The sequence below is a fragment of the Kocuria himachalensis genome (assembly GCF_054784195.1).
In genome coordinates, this window is sequence record NZ_BAAGPL010000003.1 from 103,986 (window position 1) to 119,694 (window position 15,709).

Here is a 15,709-nt window from a genome sequence, read left to right on the forward strand (position 1 = left end):
CGCCCCGTCATGTCCGGACGATGTCGGTGGCAGCCCTTCCCCGGCCCCGGACCCGGCACTAGGGTCGTCAGTCCAGAGACCCCGCGTTCCCGGGAGGCCCCCCGCATGCCGATCTACGAGTACCGGTGCCGGGAGTGCGGCGACTTCGAGGTCCTGCTGGGCATGGGCGCGGCCACGCGCGAGAGCGACTGCCCCGGCTGCGGCGCCGCGGCGCGGCGGCTGATGAGCGCGCCCGGGCTCTCCCGGGCCGGCACCCCCGCGGCCCGGCTGATCGAGCGCACCGAGCGCACCGCCGCGGAGCCCGACGTCGTCACCGCGCCCCCGCCCGACTCCCGGCGAGGGCCCCGGACCACCGGCAACCCCCTGCACCGCAGACTTCCCCGGCCCTGAGAGGCACACCACCGCAGCACAGCCGCCAAGGAGGCACGTCATGCCGGAGCTCATCTTTCCCCTGGACTCGTCACGGCCGTTCGAGGACCAGCAGCTGGTCGGCCACAACCGGTGGCACCCGGAGATCCCCCCGGTGGCCACCGTGCGACCGGGGGACACGTTCCGGGTGCACTGCCGGGAGTGGTTCGACGGCGCGATCGTCAACGACGACTCCGCCGAGGACGTCCTCAACGCGCCGCTGACGACCGTGCACAAGCTCTCCGGCCCGTTCGCGGTGCAGGGCGCCAAGCCGGGGGACCTGCTCGTCGTCGACATCCTCGACGTCGGCCCCATCCCGCAGGAGGACTCGGGCCCGCTGGCCGGGCAGGGCTGGGGGTACACCGGCGTCTTTGCCCGGTCCAACGGCGGGGGCTTCCTCACCGACCGGTTCCCGGACGCCTACAAGGCGGTCTGGGACTTCCGAGGCCAGACCGCGACCTCCCGGCACGTCCCGGAGGTCTCGTTCACCGGCATCGTCCACCCCGGCCTGATGGGCACCGCGCCCTCCGCCGAGCTCCTGTCCCGGTGGAACGCGCGCGAAGGAGCGCTCATCGCCACCGACCCGGACCGGGTCCCGCCCCTGGCGCTGCCGCCCGAGCCCGAGAACGCCCTGCTCGGCGGAGTGCCCGGCCCCGACGTCGAGCGGGTCGCCGCGGAGGCCGCGCGCACCGCCCCGCCCCGCGAGAACGGCGGCAACCAGGACATCAAGAACCTCACCAAGGGCACCCGCGTCTTCTACCCCGTCTTCGTGGACGGCGCGAACTTCTCCGTGGGCGACCTGCACTTCTCCCAGGGCGACGGCGAGATCACGTTCTGCGGCGCCATCGAGATGGGCGGGTTCATCGACTTCCACGTGGACGTCATCAAGGGCGGCATGGAGACCTACGGGGTCACGGAGAACGCGATCTTCCTGCCGGGCAGGACGGACCCGCAGTATAGCGAGTGGATCGCCTTCTCCGGCACCTCGGTGACCCTCGACGACGAGCAGCGCTACCTCGACTCGCAGCTGTCCTACCAGCGGGCGTGCCTGCACGCCGTCGACTACCTCACGAAGTTCGGCTACTCCCCGGAGCAGGCGTACCTGCTGCTGGGCGCCGCGCCGATCGAGGGCCGGTTCTCGGGGGTGGTGGACATCCCCAACTCCTGCGCCACGGTCTACCTGCCCACCGCGATCTTCGACTTCGACGTCCGGCCGTCCGCGGCCGGACCGCACCAGGTGGATCCGGGCAGGGGGGCGCCGCACGCGGCCGCGTGAGCTCAGACGGCCCCGAGCGCGAGGTACAGCTCGACCACGGCGGTGGCCACGTCCTGGCCGCACGCCGCGGTGGGGTAGCCGGAGCCCAGCACCGCGATGTGGTGGGCGGTCCCGCCCGTGACCGTCCGCCCCACGCTGTGGGTGTCCCACGCGCCACCGGTGTCCGGCAGCCACCCGTTCTTGACGAGGGAGTCCGCTGTTCCGGCCCCGTCCGCGCGGACAGCCCCCACGCCCCACGTCTGGGACGGGTGGCTGGGCCGCATCTGCTCCCGCAGCCAGGCGAGGTCCTCCTCGGGCAGCCAGTCCGCCCCGTGGACGACCGTGCCCAGCACGGCCAGCTGGTCGGAGGCGTTGGTCAGGTTGTGGCCCCAGCCCCCGGAGGACCGGGTCGAGCCGACACCCATGAGGTCGTAGGTCTCGTTGACCTCGCCCTCCATGGCGGCGACCGTGGGCCCGAGCGCGCCGTAGAGAGCGGTGGTGGACTCGTTGCCGCTCTCGTGCACGCTGTTGCGGATCAGTTCCCGCTGCTGCTCCGTGAGCCGGCCGTCCCGCTCGGCGGCGAGGCGCATGGTGGTGAGGGCCAGCGGGACCTTCGAGAGGCTGGCCTCCATGCCGGTCAGCTCGGGACGGTGGGCGAAGACCGTGCGGCCGTCCGCGTCCTGCACCACCAGCGAGATGTCGGCGCCCACCGCCCCGCTCAGCCCGTCCAGCGCGGCGGTCAGGGAACGCTGGTCCGCCATCGCCGTGACCCCGCCCGCGACGGGCAGCGGCCCGGCCGCCGGGCCGCAGGAGGCGGGGACGGAGACCGGCGCGGGCGCGGCGACCTCGGTGCCCGGGGCGGCGGGGAGCGCCGCCGCGGGCGCCGGGACGGAGAGTCCCAGCAGGAGCGCGGCGGTCCCCAGGGTGCGGGCGGTCCTTCGGTGCTGCGGGTGCGGTCGGCTCATGGGCCCCATGCTCCCCCACGGCGGCCGTTCTGCCGATCCGAGCGGGTTCTCCTCACGTAATGAGCCCCCGGTCCGTCCAGGACGTCGGCAGGTGCCCGCCGGAGGGGAGCAGCACGAGCTGGGCCGAGGGCAGCCGCTCGACGAGGCAGCGCGCGTGGGCGGGGGGCACGACGTCGTCGTCCTCGGCGTGGACCACGACGATCTCGAGGTCCGCGAGCGTCCGGCCCACGGTGGAGGGCAGGGCGAAGCCCTGCTCGTCCACGTCCGGGTGCTCCGAGCACCAGCACGGGGCCGCCACGGTGACGACGCGCTGCAGCAGGGTGGGGATCCGGTGGCAGAGGAAGCGCAGGGCCTCGAACCCGCCGAGAGAGTGTCCCACGATCACCCAGGGCTCGTCCGGTATGGCGCGCACGGCGCGGCCGATCGCCTCCTGCCACTGCTCCGGGTCGGGGTCCTCCGGGTTCGGGAGCTCCGGGGCGACGAGGTCGGCGTCGGGCCACTGCCGCCGCACCGCCTCGAGCACCGGGTTGTCACCGGCTCCGGGCTGGGCCCCGGCGCCGTGCAGGAAGAGGATGCGCTGGACCATGGGTCACCTCGGGGGCGCTGGGAGGTGACGGCGGACGCCGCCTCTCCCAGCGTCCCCGCCGCCGTGGCGGGGTGTCAAGAGCGGCGGGCGGCTCCTGCTCCCACGCGGTCCAGTCCCGGCCCCGCGAGCCGGTCGAGGGCCGCGGTGCGGCCGGTCAGCAGCAGCAGGAGCGCCTCCATGGTGCCCCGGACCTCCGGCCCGCTGCCGGCGCGCCAGTCGATGTCGGTCGCGGTGAGCGTCACCCCGCGCAGTCTCCGGCGTGCCCAGAAGGGGAACGGCATGGACCAGACGCGGTCGGCGGCCGTGCGGGCGTCCTCCGGCGGCATGGCGTGGTGCCGCCCCAGGGGCAGGGCGATGTCCTGGGTGTGGACCAGGACGTCCAGCAGCGGCTCGCGGGCGGTCGTGCCCGGGGGGTGGCGCCTCGACCCGTCCAGGCGGCGGTAGTCCGCGACGATCTGCTCGACCGGCCGGCGGCCGCGGGCCAGGGCGTCCAGGTACATGGCGCGGTTGTAGTCGCCCCGCCCGCGCCACAGGGCCGGGACGAGATCGGCGAGGCCGAACTGGGGTGAGGCGATGACGTGGGCCGCGACGTGCCGGACCGCCCATCCCGGGCACAGCGTGGGGTGGTCCCACTCCTCGGGGCTGAGCGTCTCGAGCAGGTCCGCCAGTGCGGACCGCTCGCGGTGAACGGCGTCCCAGACGGCGGTGCGGTCCATGGTAATCTCCCCCTGATGGTCAGGTTTCCTGACTAAATTTTCCGGCGGTGGGCGCCACGGTGTCAAGGGGTGGGAATGCAGGAGGGCGCGGGGACGAACACGGGGCTGCTGCTGTACTACCCGTACCGGGACATGGAGATCCGGGTGCTGGAGGCCCTGCACGCCGCCGGCTTCGCGGACCTCTCCTACGCCCAGGCGCGGATCTTCCAGCGGATCGGCCCGGACGGCACCCGCACGGTGCAGCTGGCGGAGCAGGCCCGGGTCACCAAGCAGACGGCCAGCCTGCTCGTGCAGGCCATGGAGGAGGAGGGCTACGTGGAGCGGCGCCCCGACCCCGCCGACGCCCGGGCGCGGCTCGTGACCATCGCCGAGCGCGGCCGGGCCGCCCAGGCGGTGGCGGCCGGCGTGGTCGTGGAGGTGGAGGAGCAGTGGCGGCGCAGGCTCGGAGCGCGGCGCTATGCCGCGCTGCGCCGGGCGCTCGCCGAGCTGCACGAGGAGCCCGGCGACGTCCGCTCCACGCCGGCCGGCCACGGTCCGCCCGGCTGAGCCGGGAGAGCCCGGCCGACCGCGCGGTGGCGTGCTCCGCCGGGCCCGCCGCGGTCACCCGGTGGCGCGGCGCCGCCGTCAGGACACAATGGGACCATGACCGACGCCGCCCCGGAGGAGTCCCGCACCTGCCGCGCCTACTGGACCGTGGAGCCCGGCCGGGGGGAGCTGCGCACCGCGGAGCTGCCCGGCCCGGGCCCGGAGGACGTCCTGGTGCGGGCGCTGTGCTCCGGGATCAGCCGCGGCACCGAGGCGCTCGTCCACCGCGGCCTCGTCCCGGCGCGCGTGCACGGGCGGATGCGCGCGCCCTTCCAGGAGGGGGACTTCCCGGGCCCGGTGAAGTACGGCTACCTGTCCGTGGGCGTCGTGGAGGAGGGGCCGGAGGAGCTGCTGGGCCGGCGCGTCTTCAGCCTCCACCCGCACCAGGACCGCTACGTGCTGCCGGCCGCCGCCGTGACCCCCGTGCCCGACGACGTCCCCTCCGGGCGCGCGGTGCTCGCCGGCTCGGTGGAGACGGCCGTCAACGCCCTGTGGGAGGCCGCGCCCCGCTTCGGGGACCGCGTGGCCGTGGTGGGGGCCGGGATGATCGGCGCGTGCGCGGCCGCCCTGCTGGCCCGCTTCCCGCTCGCCCGGCTGCAGCTCGTGGACCCCCAGCCGTCCCGCCGGGAGCTGGCCGCACGGCTGGGCGTGGAGCACGTGCTGCCGGAGGACGCCGCGGGGGAGTGCGACGTCGTCCTGCACGCCTCCTCCACCGCCGCCGGCCTGGCGCGGGGTCTCGAGCTGCTCGGCGACGAGGGCGAGCTGATCGAGCTGTCCTGGTACGGCGACGAGGACCCGGCCGTCCCGCTCGGCGCGGACTTCCACGCCCGCCGGCTGCAGCTCCGCGCCAGCCAGGTCGGCGCCGTCGCCCCTGCCCGCCGGGCCCGCCGCACGACCGCCGACCGGCTCGCCACGGCGCTGGACGCCCTGCGGGACCCCCGCTTCGACGCCCTGCTCTCCGGGAGCTCCTCCTTCGAGGACCTGCCCGCCACCATGGCGCGGCTCGCCGCAGGGGCCTCGGACGTGCTGTGCCACGTGGTCCACTACGACTGACCGCCCCCCACCGACCCGAGGAGCCCCGTGTTCACCCTGACCGTCCGAGACCACATGATGATCGCCCACAGCCTCCCGGATCCCTTCTTCGGTCCCGCCCAGAACCTGCACGGGGCCACCTACGACGTGGAGACCACCTGGTCCCGGCCGGTCCTCGACGAGCACGGGGTGGTCATGGACATCGGCGTGGCCAACGACCTGCTCGCGGGCGTCCTCGACGGGCTGCGCTACCGCAACCTCGACGAGCACCCGGACTTCGCGGGCCGGCTGTCCACCACGGAGGTCCTCGCCCAGTACGTCGCCGAGCGGCTCGCCGCGGGCGCGGCGTTCGTCGAGGGGCTCGAGCGGCTGACCGTGACCCTCCGGGAGACCCCCGACGCGTGGGCCTCCTACACCCTCGAGCTGCCCGTGCTGAGCGAGCGCGGCGGGCCCGCCCCCGCCCGGTGAGCACCGCGCGCGCGGGCCTCGACGTGGTGGTGCCCGACGACGGCGGGCGGCCCTCCGGCGGCTCGCGCTACCGCCGCCGGCTCGTGGCGGCCCTGGGCGCCCTGGGCCGCCCGGCCCGCCTCGTGCCCGTGGCCGGGGACTGGCCCGCCCCGGACGGTGCCGCCCGGGCGCGGCTGCGGCGGGCGCTGGGCGCACCCGCCCCCGGGCGGGCGGTCGTCCTCGACGGCCTCGTGGGGTGCGCGGCCTCGGAGACCGTCGACGACGCCGTGCGCTCCGGCGTGCCCGTGCACCTGCTCGTGCACCTGCCCCTGCCCGCCGAGACCGGGCTGGACCCCGCGACCGCCACGGAGCTCGCCCGGCGGGAGGCGTCCGCCCTCGCCGCCGCCACCGGCGTGCTGGTGCCCAGCGCCTGGGCGGCCCGGGACCTCCGCCGCCGCTACGGCACCGCGGACGCCGCCGTGGCCGAGCCGGGCGCCGAGCGCGGACCGGTGGCCGCGGGGTCCCGCCCGCCGCGACTGACCTGCCTGGCGTCCCTGACCCCGCGCAAGAACCAGCGCCTCCTGCTGGAGGCCCTCGCGCCGCTGACCGGCCTCGACTGGACCCTCGACCTCGTGGGCCCCGACGGCGACCCCGAGCACATCGCCGCACTGCGCGCGGCGGTCCGGGACCTCCCCGAGCCGGGGCGCGTGCACTGCCCCGGTCCCCTCGAGGGCACCGCGCTGGCCCGGCAGTGGGCGCGCACGGACCTGCTGCTGCTGCCCTCCATAGCCGAGACCTACGGCATGGTCGTCACCGAGGCGCTCGCCCACGGCGTTCCCGCGGTGGTCGCTGCCGGCACCGGCGCGGTCGAGGCCCTCGACGGCACGCCGGGACCCCGGGGGGCGGCCGGTGCCGGCGCTGCTGTCGGCGGCACCCGGGCCGGCACCGCCGTCGACCCCGCCGACCCGTCCGCCTGGACCGAGGTGCTGCGCGACTGGCTGACCGACGCCACCCTGCGCGCGCAGTGGCGGGCCGCGGCGCTGGCCCGCCGCGATCACCTGCGCGGCTGGGCGGACACCGCCCGCGACGTCCTCGCGGCGATCGGCCCGCCCCTCGGCCCGCCGGGCCCCGGCGAGCACGGCACCGACCACGACCACGACACCGACCGCACCAGGAGACCGTCATGACGAACCACTCCGCTCCCGACCGGCCCGTCGCCGGTGACTGGCTGGCCCTGCGGGAGCCCGCCGACGCCGCGGCCCGCGAGGACTCCCTGCCGCTGATCGGCCGTCTCGTCCGGCACTGGGAGGAGCTCGGGGCCTCCGGCTCCTCGGGCGCCGAGCCCGTCGTGGTCGTGGACCTCGGCGCCGGGACGGGCGCGAACCGGGCCTGGCTCGCCCGGCACCTCCCCGGCCCCCAGCGCTGGATCCTGCTCGACCACGACCGCGAGCTGCTCGACCAGGCTGTGGCCGCGGCCCGGGAGGAGGGGGCCGACGTGGTGCCCGTCCTCGCCGGGGTCGAGGAGCTCGGCCGGGTGCTCGCGGAGCACCCGGCGCCCCGCCGGCTGGTGACGTGCTCGGCGCTGCTCGACCTGCTGACCCGGGAGCAGCTCCGGGAGCTGGCCCGCGTGATGTCCGAGGAGGCCGTCCCGGCGCTCCTCGCCCTGACCGTCGACGGCGAGGTCCTGATCGACCCGCCCCACCCGCTGGATCCCTCGGTGCTGGGAGCCTTCGAGGACCACCAGCACCGCGGTGAGCTGGCCGGCACCGGGGCCGTGCGGCTGGCCGCGGAGGCCCTGCAGGAGCGCGGCATGGTCGTGGACGTGGTGCCCACCCCCTGGTGGATCTCCGACCAGGCGTGGGCCCGGCCCCTCCTGGAGCGGTTCCTCGCCGACCGCGCGGACGCAGCCGTGGAGCACCGCCCCGATCTCACGGCCGAGGCCCACGCCTGGGTGCGGACCCGTCTGGTGGACTGCGCCCGCGGTCGGCTGCGGGCCACGGTGGGGCACGCGGACGTGCTCGGCCTGCCGCCCGTCAGCTGAGGCCGCGGGCGTCCCGTTCCAGCCACAGGACGTCCCGGCCGAAGGAGACCAGCAGCAGGGCCAGCGCGATGACGGTGGCGGTGACGGCCAGCGGCACCGGGGTCGGGGGGACCAGGGCGCCGAGCAGGACCCCGCCCTGGATCCCCGCGACGACCCGCCGGTACGAGGAGAAGGGGAGCTCGCGGCGCCACGCGGGACGCGCCCGGAGGGCCAGCAGGAAGAGGTAGCGCAGGGCGCCGATCACCACCACCCACCACGCCTCCGGCAGCCCGATCCGGGCGGCGACGGCCACGGAGAGGAACAGCAGCAGCACGGCGTCGACCTCCTGGTCGAACCGTGCCCCGGCGCGCGTGGCGCTGCCGGTGCGGCGCGCCACCCACCCGTCGACCCCGTCGAGCAGCCAGGCGGGCAGCGCGACGGCGAACACGGTCCAGCACCAGGCGTCGGCGGGCCGGCCCGCGTCCTGCCCCAGCACGGGAGCCAGCCCCACGGGCAGGAGCGCCGCGGTCAGGGCGACGAGCACGGAGCGGCCCACGGTGACCCGGTCGGCGGGGCCGTAGGGCTCGCCGCGGCGCCGCACGGCGCTGCGCACCACGGCGCCGAGCACGGTGACGCCCAGCACCCCGGAGGCCACCAGCACGAGGGGCTCCGCGTCCGCCAGGAGGAGGAGCGCCGTGAGCGCTCCCCCCAGGGCCGTGAACGCCAGGACACCGTCCCGGCGCGCCGAGGACCGAGGACCGGTGGATCGGGCCAGGGGCATGCGGTCGCCTTCCGCGTCGGGGGTCTTCATCGTGGGCGGGCAGGGCCCGCGGCGTCAATCCGGGCGACGACGGGCGGTGGCTAGACTGCGCCCATGCCTGCCGAGACCCCGCCCGCCGCCCGCGGGCGGCGGCCCGTTCCGCGCGTGCTGCTCGCGGCCGGGCAGGCGGCGGCCGGACTGGGGCTCCTCGCCGTGCTGTTCCGCGTGCTGGGCACGGACGCGGTGCGCAGCGCCCTCGGGATCCTGACCCCCGCCACGGTGGCGCTCGCCCTGGGCGCCGGGCTCGTGGCCACCACGGCCCAGGCCCAACGCTGGCGACTCGTGGCCCGCAGCCGTGGCACGCCGATCGGCTTCCGCGAGGCCCTGGGCGAGTGCTGGGCGTCCGGGCTCGTCAACCTGCTGCTGCCCGGGGGCGTGGCCGGGGACGCGGTGCGGGTGCTGCGCCGCCGCCGGCGGGGCGACAGCTGGCCGGGGGCGGGCGGCTCCGTGCTGGGCGAGCGGCTGGCCGGGACGTCCGTGCTCCTCGCGGCGGGGGTCGTCCCCGCCCTGGCAGTCGGCGGCTGGCTCGCCGCGGCCCTCGGCCTCGGGGCGCTCGCCGTGGGGGCCGTCGCCTGGCGCGCGACGAGCGGCGCCCCGGCGCGGGACCGGGCCGGGGTGTGGGCGCTGTCCGTGCTCGCCTGGGCCTGCTACCAGGGCCTGTTCCTGCTGGCCGCCGTGCGCACCGCCCCGCAGGAGACCCTGGCGAACCTGTGGGGAACCACCGTGCTGGGCCTGGCGGGAATGTCCGTGCCCGTCGGGGTGGGCGGCTGGGGCCCGCGCGAGGGGATCACCACCCTGGCCGCGATGGCCCACGGTCTGCCCGCCGGGGCCGGCTTCGCGATCTCGATCGGCTACGGGCTGCTCGCCCTGATCTCCGCACTGCCGGGGGCCGTGGTCCTGGCACGCTGGCTCCTGCCCGTCGGTCGCCTCCCGGGCTAGGCGCTCCTCGGGCCCGGCGGAGGCGACACGGGCGGCTCAGCGCGGGGCCGTGCCGAAGGGCCGCCTAGACTCCGAGCCATGCACCCCCCCACCGTGCTCCCCGACGCCCGCGCCGGGGACCCCCTTCTCCGGCGCGCCGCAGGGCCGACGATCGCCGGATGGGCCGTCGGCCTCGTGGGGACCGGGCTCGTCGTCTGGAGCCCGCACGTCCTGTTCGGCTACCGCAGTCCCTCCGTGCACCTGGTGCTGGACTCGGTCGACGCCTGTGTCGCGCTCCTGGTCGCGTATCTCCTGCACGGGCGGTTCGTGCGTCGACGTCGGTTGCAGGATCTGCTGCTCGCCCAGGGACTCGTGCTCCTGGTGGTCGCCGGGATCGGCCTGGCCTGGATGGTCGAGGCGGCCGGGCTCGGTCCGGCCGGGACCCTGGACGTCTGGTTGCCGCTGGCACTGAGGCTCACGGGCGCGGCGCTCATCGCGGCGGCTGCCCTGGTGGGGCCCCGGCGTGACGTGCCCTTCAGCTCCGAGCTGTGGGTGGTGGGCGCGCCCCTGGTGATCGTCGCCGTGACGTCCTCCGCACTGTGGGCCGTCAGATCGTCCCTCCCCGTGGCCCTCGACCAGCCCGGTGCCCTCGCCGCGGCACCGCAGGAGATCCTCACCGGCCACCCCCTGCTGCTGATCGGGCAGGGGGTGGCGGCGCTGTGCTTCTTCGTGGCCTCCGTCGCCTTCACCGTGCAGGCCGCGGAGCACGAGGACCCCCTCCTGCGCTGGCTGGGCCCGGCCTGTGCGCTCGCCGCCTTCGCCCGCGTCAACTACGTCCTGTTCCCCTCCCTGTACACGGACTGGCTCTACGCCGGGGACGTGCTCCGGACCGGTTTCTACCTGTGCCTGCTGGTGGGCGCCGGCCGGGAGATCCAGCAGTACTGGACCGCCTCCTCCCGGGCCGCCGTGCTGGAGGACCGGCGGCGGCTCGCCCGGGAGCTGCACGACGGCGTCGTCCAGGAACTGGCGCTCATCCGGATGGAGTGCCACGCCCTGCCGCAGGAGCACCCCTCGAGGAGCCACATCATGGCCGCCTCCGACCGCGCCCTGGACGAGGCGCGCGCCGCCGTCCACGCCCTGGGGCACGCGGGGGACGAGGCCCTCGGGTTCACGCTGCACCGGACCGCGAGGGAGCTGGCCCAGCGGTACCGGGTGGAGCTCGAGGTGGACGTGGACGACTCCATCGACGTCGACAGCGACCAGCGGCACGCGATCCTGCGCATCACGCGGGAAGCGGTCTCCAACGCGGTGCGCCACGGGCACGCCGGCAGGCTGTGCCTGCGGCTGAGCCGGGACGGCGAACGCCGCCGCCTCACCGTCCAGGACGACGGCGACGGCTTCGACGTCCTCCGCTCGACCGGGGTCCGTGCGGGTTATGGTCTGATCAGCATGCGGGACCGGGCGCGTGGACTGCCCGGTTCCCTCGAGATCGACTCGGAGCTCGGCAGGGGGAGCACGGTGACGCTGACGTGGTAGGGGACGACCGGATGCGCGTGGTCATCGCCGACGACCACGCGCGGATGCGCGCGAGGATCCGAGAGGCGCTGGAGGCGGGCGGCTGCGAGGTGTGCGGGGAGGGCGCCAGCGCCGAGGACGCCGTGCGGCTCGTGGCGGAGCACCGGCCCGACGCGGTGCTGCTCGACATCCACATGCCGGGGAGCGGGATTCAGGCGGCCCAGCAGATCACCCGCAGCGCTCCCCGGACCGGCGTCGTGATGCTCACCCAGTCCCGGGAGGACGAGGACCTCTTCGACTCCCTGCGGGCGGGCGCCTCCGGGTACCTGCTCAAGGACGCCGACCCCGCGTCCCTGCCCGATGCCCTGCGGGGCGTCCTGGCCGGTGAGGCCGCGATGCCCGCCGCCCTCGTCACGCGCGTGCTCGAGGAGTTCCGCGCGCCGGGCCGGCGGGTCTTCCGGCGGAGGTCCGACGCCGCGGCCAAGCTGAGCCCCCGGGAGTGGGAGGTCATGGAGCTGCTCGCCGAAGGGCGGTCCACCGAGCAGGTGGCGGGCAAGCTGTTCGTCTCCCCGACCACGGTGCGGGTCCACGTCTCCACGGTCCTGCGCAAGCTCCGGGTCAAGGACCGCGAGGGCGCCTTCCGGGTGCTCAAGGGCGAGTAGGACCCCGGCGGGCACCGCGCGGTCTGGACCTGCCGGCAGGGTTCCCGCGACGAACAGCAGCGTTCAGGCATTTGAACGCGACAACGGCTTCGCGTTTACGAACTTGAACGCGGAAACGGGCTCCCGGGTGTCCGACGTACCGCAGACTTCTCGCGGGGACCCGCTCAGGGGGAGCGGGCCGACGAATCTGGGGGCTCCACCATGTCTTTCGCACGCACTCCTGCTGCACCGTCCGGCACGACCTTCCGCCGGGGTGCCGGACGCGCCGTGGCGGCCCTGGCGATCTCCGCCGTGTTCGGCGGGATCGCCGTGGCCGCGCCGGCGCACGCGGCACCGCCGTCCACGACCGGCGGGGTGTGCAACGGCGTCGTCAACCAGTCGGCGCACCGGGGCACCGTGCAGCAGGGCCTGCTGAAGGCGGCCGCGAAGAAGAACGCCGAGCAGATCACCAAGCTGCAGGCCGAGAAGGCCACGCTGGTGAAGACGGCCGAGGAGCTCACGGCCAAGATCATCGCGGAGGAGAAGGGCCTGGCCGAGCTCGAGGCCAAGGACGCGCAGACCGAACTCGACACCGCGGCGGCCGAGGCCGAGCAGAGCGCCCTGGTCGCGGAGCAGGCCGAGTCGGTGGCGGCCGTGGCCGCCGCCGAGAAGGCCCTCGACGAGCTGCAGTCGCAGCAGTCCTCCCTGCAGGAGCGGCTGGCGCCGCTGGAGGCGGACCTGGAGGCCGGGAAGCAGGCGCTGGCCGCTCTGGAGGAGCGGACCGCCGGGGCGACCGCGGACGCCGTGGTGAAGCAGGAGCAGATCGACGCCGCCGGGACGGAGCTGACCACGCTGGAGGCCGCCGCGACCGCGGCGGAGGGTGCCGTCACCGCCAAGAACGAGCAGGTCGACGAGGCCGAGGCCGGGCTCGCCGCCCTGGAGGACACCGCGGCCACGGCCGGGGCCGCCCGCACCGCCGCCGAGGGGGCCGTCGCCGAGGCCGAGGCGGAGCTCGAGCAGCTGCAGAAAACCGGCACCGCCGCCCAGGACGAGCTCGACGCCCAGCAGCGCCGGATCGCCGACGCGCAGGAGACCCTCGCCGCGGCGCAGGCCGCCGCGAAGCGCGCCGCCGACGCGCTGGCCGCCCAGCAGGCCGAGATCACCGAGGCGCAGGAGACCCTCGCCGCGGCGCAGGCCGCCGCGAAGGGCGCCGCCGACGCGCTGGCCGCCCAGCAGGCCGAGATCACCGAGGCCGAGGCCGATCTGGCCGCCCTGGGGACCGCCGCGAAGGCCGCCGCGGACGCCGTCGCCGCGAACGAGGCGAAGATCGCCGCGGTGGGAGCCGAGACCACCGCGCTCCAGCAGCAGATCGACGAGAAGAGCACGGCGATCACCGCCAAGCAGGCCGAGCTCACGAAGGCCCGGAACGAGCTGACGAAGCTGCAGGAGCGGAGGACCTTCCTGGACGCAGAGATCGCCCGCCTGGACGCCATCAAGGGGCAGGGCGAGAAGGAGCGCAAGGACCAGATCGCCGCACACAGGGCCGAGCTCAGCACCGTCACCGCCCAGATCAGCGACAAGAACACCGTGATCTCCGGCCTGCAGGGGGACCTGACCACCCTGCAGAAGCAGGCGGACACCCTGTCCCAGCAGCTGACGGCGAAGCAGCAGGAGAGCGCCGCCCTGCAGCAGCAGGTGGCCCCGCTGCAGACCTCGCTGACCGCCGCCGGCACCGCGGTCGCCACGAGGCAGGCGGAGGTCGACGCCCTCAAGAACCAGCTGCCGGCTCTCCGGTCCGCCGCGGCCGCGGCGGATTCGGCGGTGACGGCCGAGCAGGCGGAGCTGACCGGGCTGCAGGACGCGGTGCCTGCTCTCGAGGCTGCCAGGACTGCCGCGAACGACGGCGTCACGGCGCAGGAGCAGGTCGTCGAGGATCTCGAGGCCGCCCTGCCGGGCCTCACGGAAGGAGTCGAGGCTGCCCAAGAGGAGATCACCGCCCAGCAGTCGGTGCTGAAGGACCGGCAGGACGAGCTGGCCGAGGCCACGGGAGCGCTCGCGGCCGCCCACGCGGCCGTCACCGCCCAGAATGCGGAGCTTCAGAAGCTCCAGGGTGAGCTGTCCGGACTGAAGACGGCCGCGGAGGACGCAGCCAAGGCAGTGACCACCAAGCAGGGCGAGATCACCACGCTCAACACGCAGATGGACTCCCTGGTGGCCACGGTGACCGCCCTGAACTCCCAGATCTCCGCGAAGGAGGCTGAGGTCCTGGGCCTGCAGGGTCGCGTGGCTCCGCTCCTGCTCGAACTCCAGAAGGCCGACGAGGCGGTCACTGCCGCGGAGGCACAGCTCAGGACGCTCCAGGGCCAGGTCGTGACGCTGGACGGACAGGTCACCGCGGCGCAGTCGAAGCTTCGTGGCCTGCAGGCAGACAAGAAGCCCAACAAGGACGCGATCGCCGCCCAGACGGCGGTCGTGAAGGGCTTCCAGGACCAGCTCGGGTCGGTCCAGAAGCAGATCAGCGCCATCGACGGCACGATCGCGCTCGGCGGCTGCGTCGCCTGACCGCCGGCCGACAGGGGTGCTCGGCGGGTGGGAGCCGGCGGGCTCCGGATCGAACGATCCGGGGCCTGCCGCGGCCCCCGAGCAGCGCGGAAGGAGAGCCCCGTGCACGAGGGCATCGAGATCGAGCGCCCGGCCGACGATGTGCGCAGCCCGGGCCGGATCTGCCCCGACTGGTGCGTGGCCCGGCACGGCGCGCAGCTAGGGGAGGAGGACTGGGTCCACTCCGGCGAACCGCTGACCGTCACGGAGGGCGTCACCGCGCAGCTGTGCATGTCCGTCGACCCCGACAGCGGTGCCGAGGACGGACCTCACATCCTCATCGGCTCGAGCGAGTACACCCCGGCGGCGACCGCCGCGCTGGGACGGTCCCTGATCGCGCTGGCGGACCGTGCGGGAGCTCGGCCGGCGCGGTGACCGGCCTTCCGCGGACCGGGGCCGGGGTGCTCACGGGCTCATCCGCCGGAGCAGGTCGGCGGCGACGCTGATGGCGATCACCGCCGGGGCCTTGCCCGGGATGCCGGGGAGCCCGATGGGACAGGTGATGCGCTCGAGCGCGCCGTCGTCGTGCCCCTCCTCCCGCAGCCGTCCCCGGAACCGCGACCACTTGGCCCGGGAGCCGATCAGGCCCACGGTCCCGAGGTCGTCCCGGCGCAGCGCCGCGTCGCACAGGACGAAGTCCTCGGCGTGGTCGTGGCTCATGATCAGCACGTGCGCACCGGCCGGCAGCCCAGCCAGCACGTTCTCGGGGACCGGGCTGTGGTGGAGGTGGACCTGCGCGGTCCCGTCGGTGACGTCGGCCAGACGCTCGGCGTCCAGCTGCCTCTCCCGGCTGTCCACCAGGTGCAGGTGCAGCGGCAACCGGGACAGCACCCGGCCGAGCTCGTGGCCCACGTGGCCCACGCCGAACACCGCGATCACCGGCAGGGCGCGCTGGGGCTCGAGCAGGACGCTGACCACGCCCCCGCAGCACTGCCGCCCGTGCGCCACGGCGGCGTGCTCGTTGAGCGCGAAGGTCAGGGTCTCCGGCGTGCTCGCCCCGGTCGCCAGCATCGTCCGTGCCCGCTCGATCACGCTGGCCTCCAGGTTGCCGCCGCCCACGGTGTCCCAGGTGGCGGTACCGGACACGACCATCTTGGCCCCGGCCTCCCGGGGGGCGTGCCCGCGCACCTCCGTGACGGTCACGAGCACCCCCGGTTCGCCCTGCGCGCGCAGGTGCTGCAGCGCGTCCAGCCAGTCCAC

17 protein-coding genes are annotated in these 15,709 nt (G+C 75.5%); 12 read left to right on the forward strand and 5 right to left on the reverse strand.

What is annotated here, in order from left to right:
* The first annotated feature begins 105 nt into the window (after window positions 1-105).
* Both ACYVM4_RS02265 and fmdA read left to right on the forward strand, forming a co-directional pair.
* Window positions 106-390: an FmdB family zinc ribbon protein gene (locus ACYVM4_RS02265; protein ID WP_368822920.1), complete on the forward strand. Its 285-nt coding sequence runs from the start codon at window positions 106-108 to the stop codon at window positions 388-390.
* Window positions 391-430: 40 nt separating this feature from the next.
* A complete protein-coding gene (gene fmdA, locus ACYVM4_RS02270; protein ID WP_460667526.1) occupies window positions 431-1,684 on the forward strand; it encodes a formamidase in 1,254 nt (417 codons plus the stop codon).
* A 2-nt stretch (window positions 1,685-1,686) separates the two neighbouring features.
* On the opposite strand, the gene ACYVM4_RS02275 is transcribed toward fmdA, so the two are convergent.
* From ACYVM4_RS02275 to ACYVM4_RS02285, 3 genes are all read right to left on the reverse strand, one after another.
* Window positions 1,687-2,628 (reverse strand): serine hydrolase, encoded by a 942-nt coding sequence (locus ACYVM4_RS02275; RefSeq protein WP_460667527.1) that lies wholly within the window; start codon window positions 2,626-2,628, stop codon window positions 1,687-1,689.
* 52 nt (window positions 2,629-2,680) lie between these two features.
* The gene (locus tag ACYVM4_RS02280; RefSeq protein WP_368822917.1) at window positions 2,681-3,214 is read right to left on the reverse strand and encodes an alpha/beta fold hydrolase; all 534 of its coding nucleotides are present in this window, start codon (window positions 3,212-3,214) and stop codon (window positions 2,681-2,683) included.
* Between the two features lie 74 nt (window positions 3,215-3,288).
* Window positions 3,289-3,930, reverse strand: a complete 642-nt coding sequence (locus ACYVM4_RS02285) for a maleylpyruvate isomerase family mycothiol-dependent enzyme (protein ID WP_368822916.1) — start codon at window positions 3,928-3,930, stop codon at window positions 3,289-3,291.
* A gap of 75 nt (window positions 3,931-4,005) precedes the next feature.
* On the opposite strand from ACYVM4_RS02285, the gene ACYVM4_RS02290 reads away from it, so the two are divergent.
* The 5 genes from ACYVM4_RS02290 to ACYVM4_RS02310 all read left to right on the forward strand — a co-directional run bounded on the left by ACYVM4_RS02290 (window position 4,006) and on the right by ACYVM4_RS02310 (window position 8,035).
* Window positions 4,006-4,476 carry a MarR family winged helix-turn-helix transcriptional regulator gene (locus ACYVM4_RS02290; protein ID WP_460667528.1) on the forward strand — a complete coding sequence of 157 codons (471 nt, stop codon included), beginning with the start codon at window positions 4,006-4,008 and terminating at the stop codon, window positions 4,474-4,476.
* A 96-nt stretch (window positions 4,477-4,572) separates the two neighbouring features.
* The gene (locus tag ACYVM4_RS02295; RefSeq protein WP_460667529.1) at window positions 4,573-5,568 is read left to right on the forward strand and encodes a zinc-dependent alcohol dehydrogenase; all 996 of its coding nucleotides are present in this window, start codon (window positions 4,573-4,575) and stop codon (window positions 5,566-5,568) included.
* 27 nt (window positions 5,569-5,595) lie between these two features.
* Window positions 5,596-6,015 carry a 6-pyruvoyl trahydropterin synthase family protein gene (locus ACYVM4_RS02300; protein ID WP_368822913.1) on the forward strand — a complete coding sequence of 140 codons (420 nt, stop codon included), beginning with the start codon at window positions 5,596-5,598 and terminating at the stop codon, window positions 6,013-6,015.
* Window positions 6,012-7,181: a glycosyltransferase family 4 protein gene (locus tag ACYVM4_RS02305; RefSeq protein WP_460667530.1), complete on the forward strand. Its 1,170-nt coding sequence runs from the start codon at window positions 6,012-6,014 to the stop codon at window positions 7,179-7,181. Before ACYVM4_RS02300 ends, ACYVM4_RS02305 begins: the two co-directional genes overlap by 4 nt.
* The gene (locus ACYVM4_RS02310; RefSeq protein WP_460667531.1) at window positions 7,178-8,035 is read left to right on the forward strand and encodes a class I SAM-dependent methyltransferase; all 858 of its coding nucleotides are present in this window, start codon (window positions 7,178-7,180) and stop codon (window positions 8,033-8,035) included. Before ACYVM4_RS02305 ends, ACYVM4_RS02310 begins: the two co-directional genes overlap by 4 nt.
* Here the strand turns inward: ACYVM4_RS02310 and ACYVM4_RS02315 are convergent.
* The gene (locus ACYVM4_RS02315) at window positions 8,028-8,795 is read right to left on the reverse strand and encodes a CDP-alcohol phosphatidyltransferase family protein (RefSeq protein WP_368822910.1); all 768 of its coding nucleotides are present in this window, start codon (window positions 8,793-8,795) and stop codon (window positions 8,028-8,030) included. The two genes, ACYVM4_RS02310 and ACYVM4_RS02315, sit on opposite strands and share 8 nt — an antisense overlap.
* Window positions 8,796-8,888: 93 nt before the next feature.
* Here ACYVM4_RS02315 and ACYVM4_RS02320 point away from each other — a divergent pair, with 93 nt between their 5' ends.
* From ACYVM4_RS02320 to ACYVM4_RS02340, 5 genes are all read left to right on the forward strand, one after another.
* Window positions 8,889-9,773 (forward strand): lysylphosphatidylglycerol synthase domain-containing protein, encoded by an 885-nt coding sequence (locus tag ACYVM4_RS02320; protein ID WP_460667532.1) that lies wholly within the window; start codon window positions 8,889-8,891, stop codon window positions 9,771-9,773.
* Window positions 9,774-9,851: 78 nt separating this feature from the next.
* Window positions 9,852-11,288 carry a sensor histidine kinase gene (locus tag ACYVM4_RS02325; protein WP_368822908.1) on the forward strand — a complete coding sequence of 479 codons (1,437 nt, stop codon included), beginning with the start codon at window positions 9,852-9,854 and terminating at the stop codon, window positions 11,286-11,288.
* A gap of 11 nt (window positions 11,289-11,299) precedes the next feature.
* Window positions 11,300-11,929, forward strand: coding sequence for a response regulator (locus tag ACYVM4_RS02330; protein ID WP_368822907.1), 630 nt, complete (start codon window positions 11,300-11,302; stop codon window positions 11,927-11,929).
* A 201-nt stretch (window positions 11,930-12,130) separates the two neighbouring features.
* On the forward strand, window positions 12,131-14,470 hold the full coding sequence (locus tag ACYVM4_RS02335) for a coiled-coil domain-containing protein (RefSeq protein WP_460667533.1): 2,340 nt from the start codon (window positions 12,131-12,133) through the stop codon (window positions 14,468-14,470).
* Between the two features lie 102 nt (window positions 14,471-14,572).
* Window positions 14,573-14,884, forward strand: a complete 312-nt coding sequence (locus ACYVM4_RS02340; RefSeq protein WP_368822905.1) for a DUF6907 domain-containing protein — start codon at window positions 14,573-14,575, stop codon at window positions 14,882-14,884.
* Between the two features lie 30 nt (window positions 14,885-14,914).
* Here ACYVM4_RS02340 and xdhC read toward each other — a convergent pair whose 3' ends face one another.
* Window positions 14,915-15,709 carry a xanthine dehydrogenase accessory protein XdhC gene (gene xdhC, locus ACYVM4_RS02345; RefSeq protein ID WP_368822904.1) on the reverse strand — a complete coding sequence of 265 codons (795 nt, stop codon included), beginning with the start codon at window positions 15,707-15,709 and terminating at the stop codon, window positions 14,915-14,917.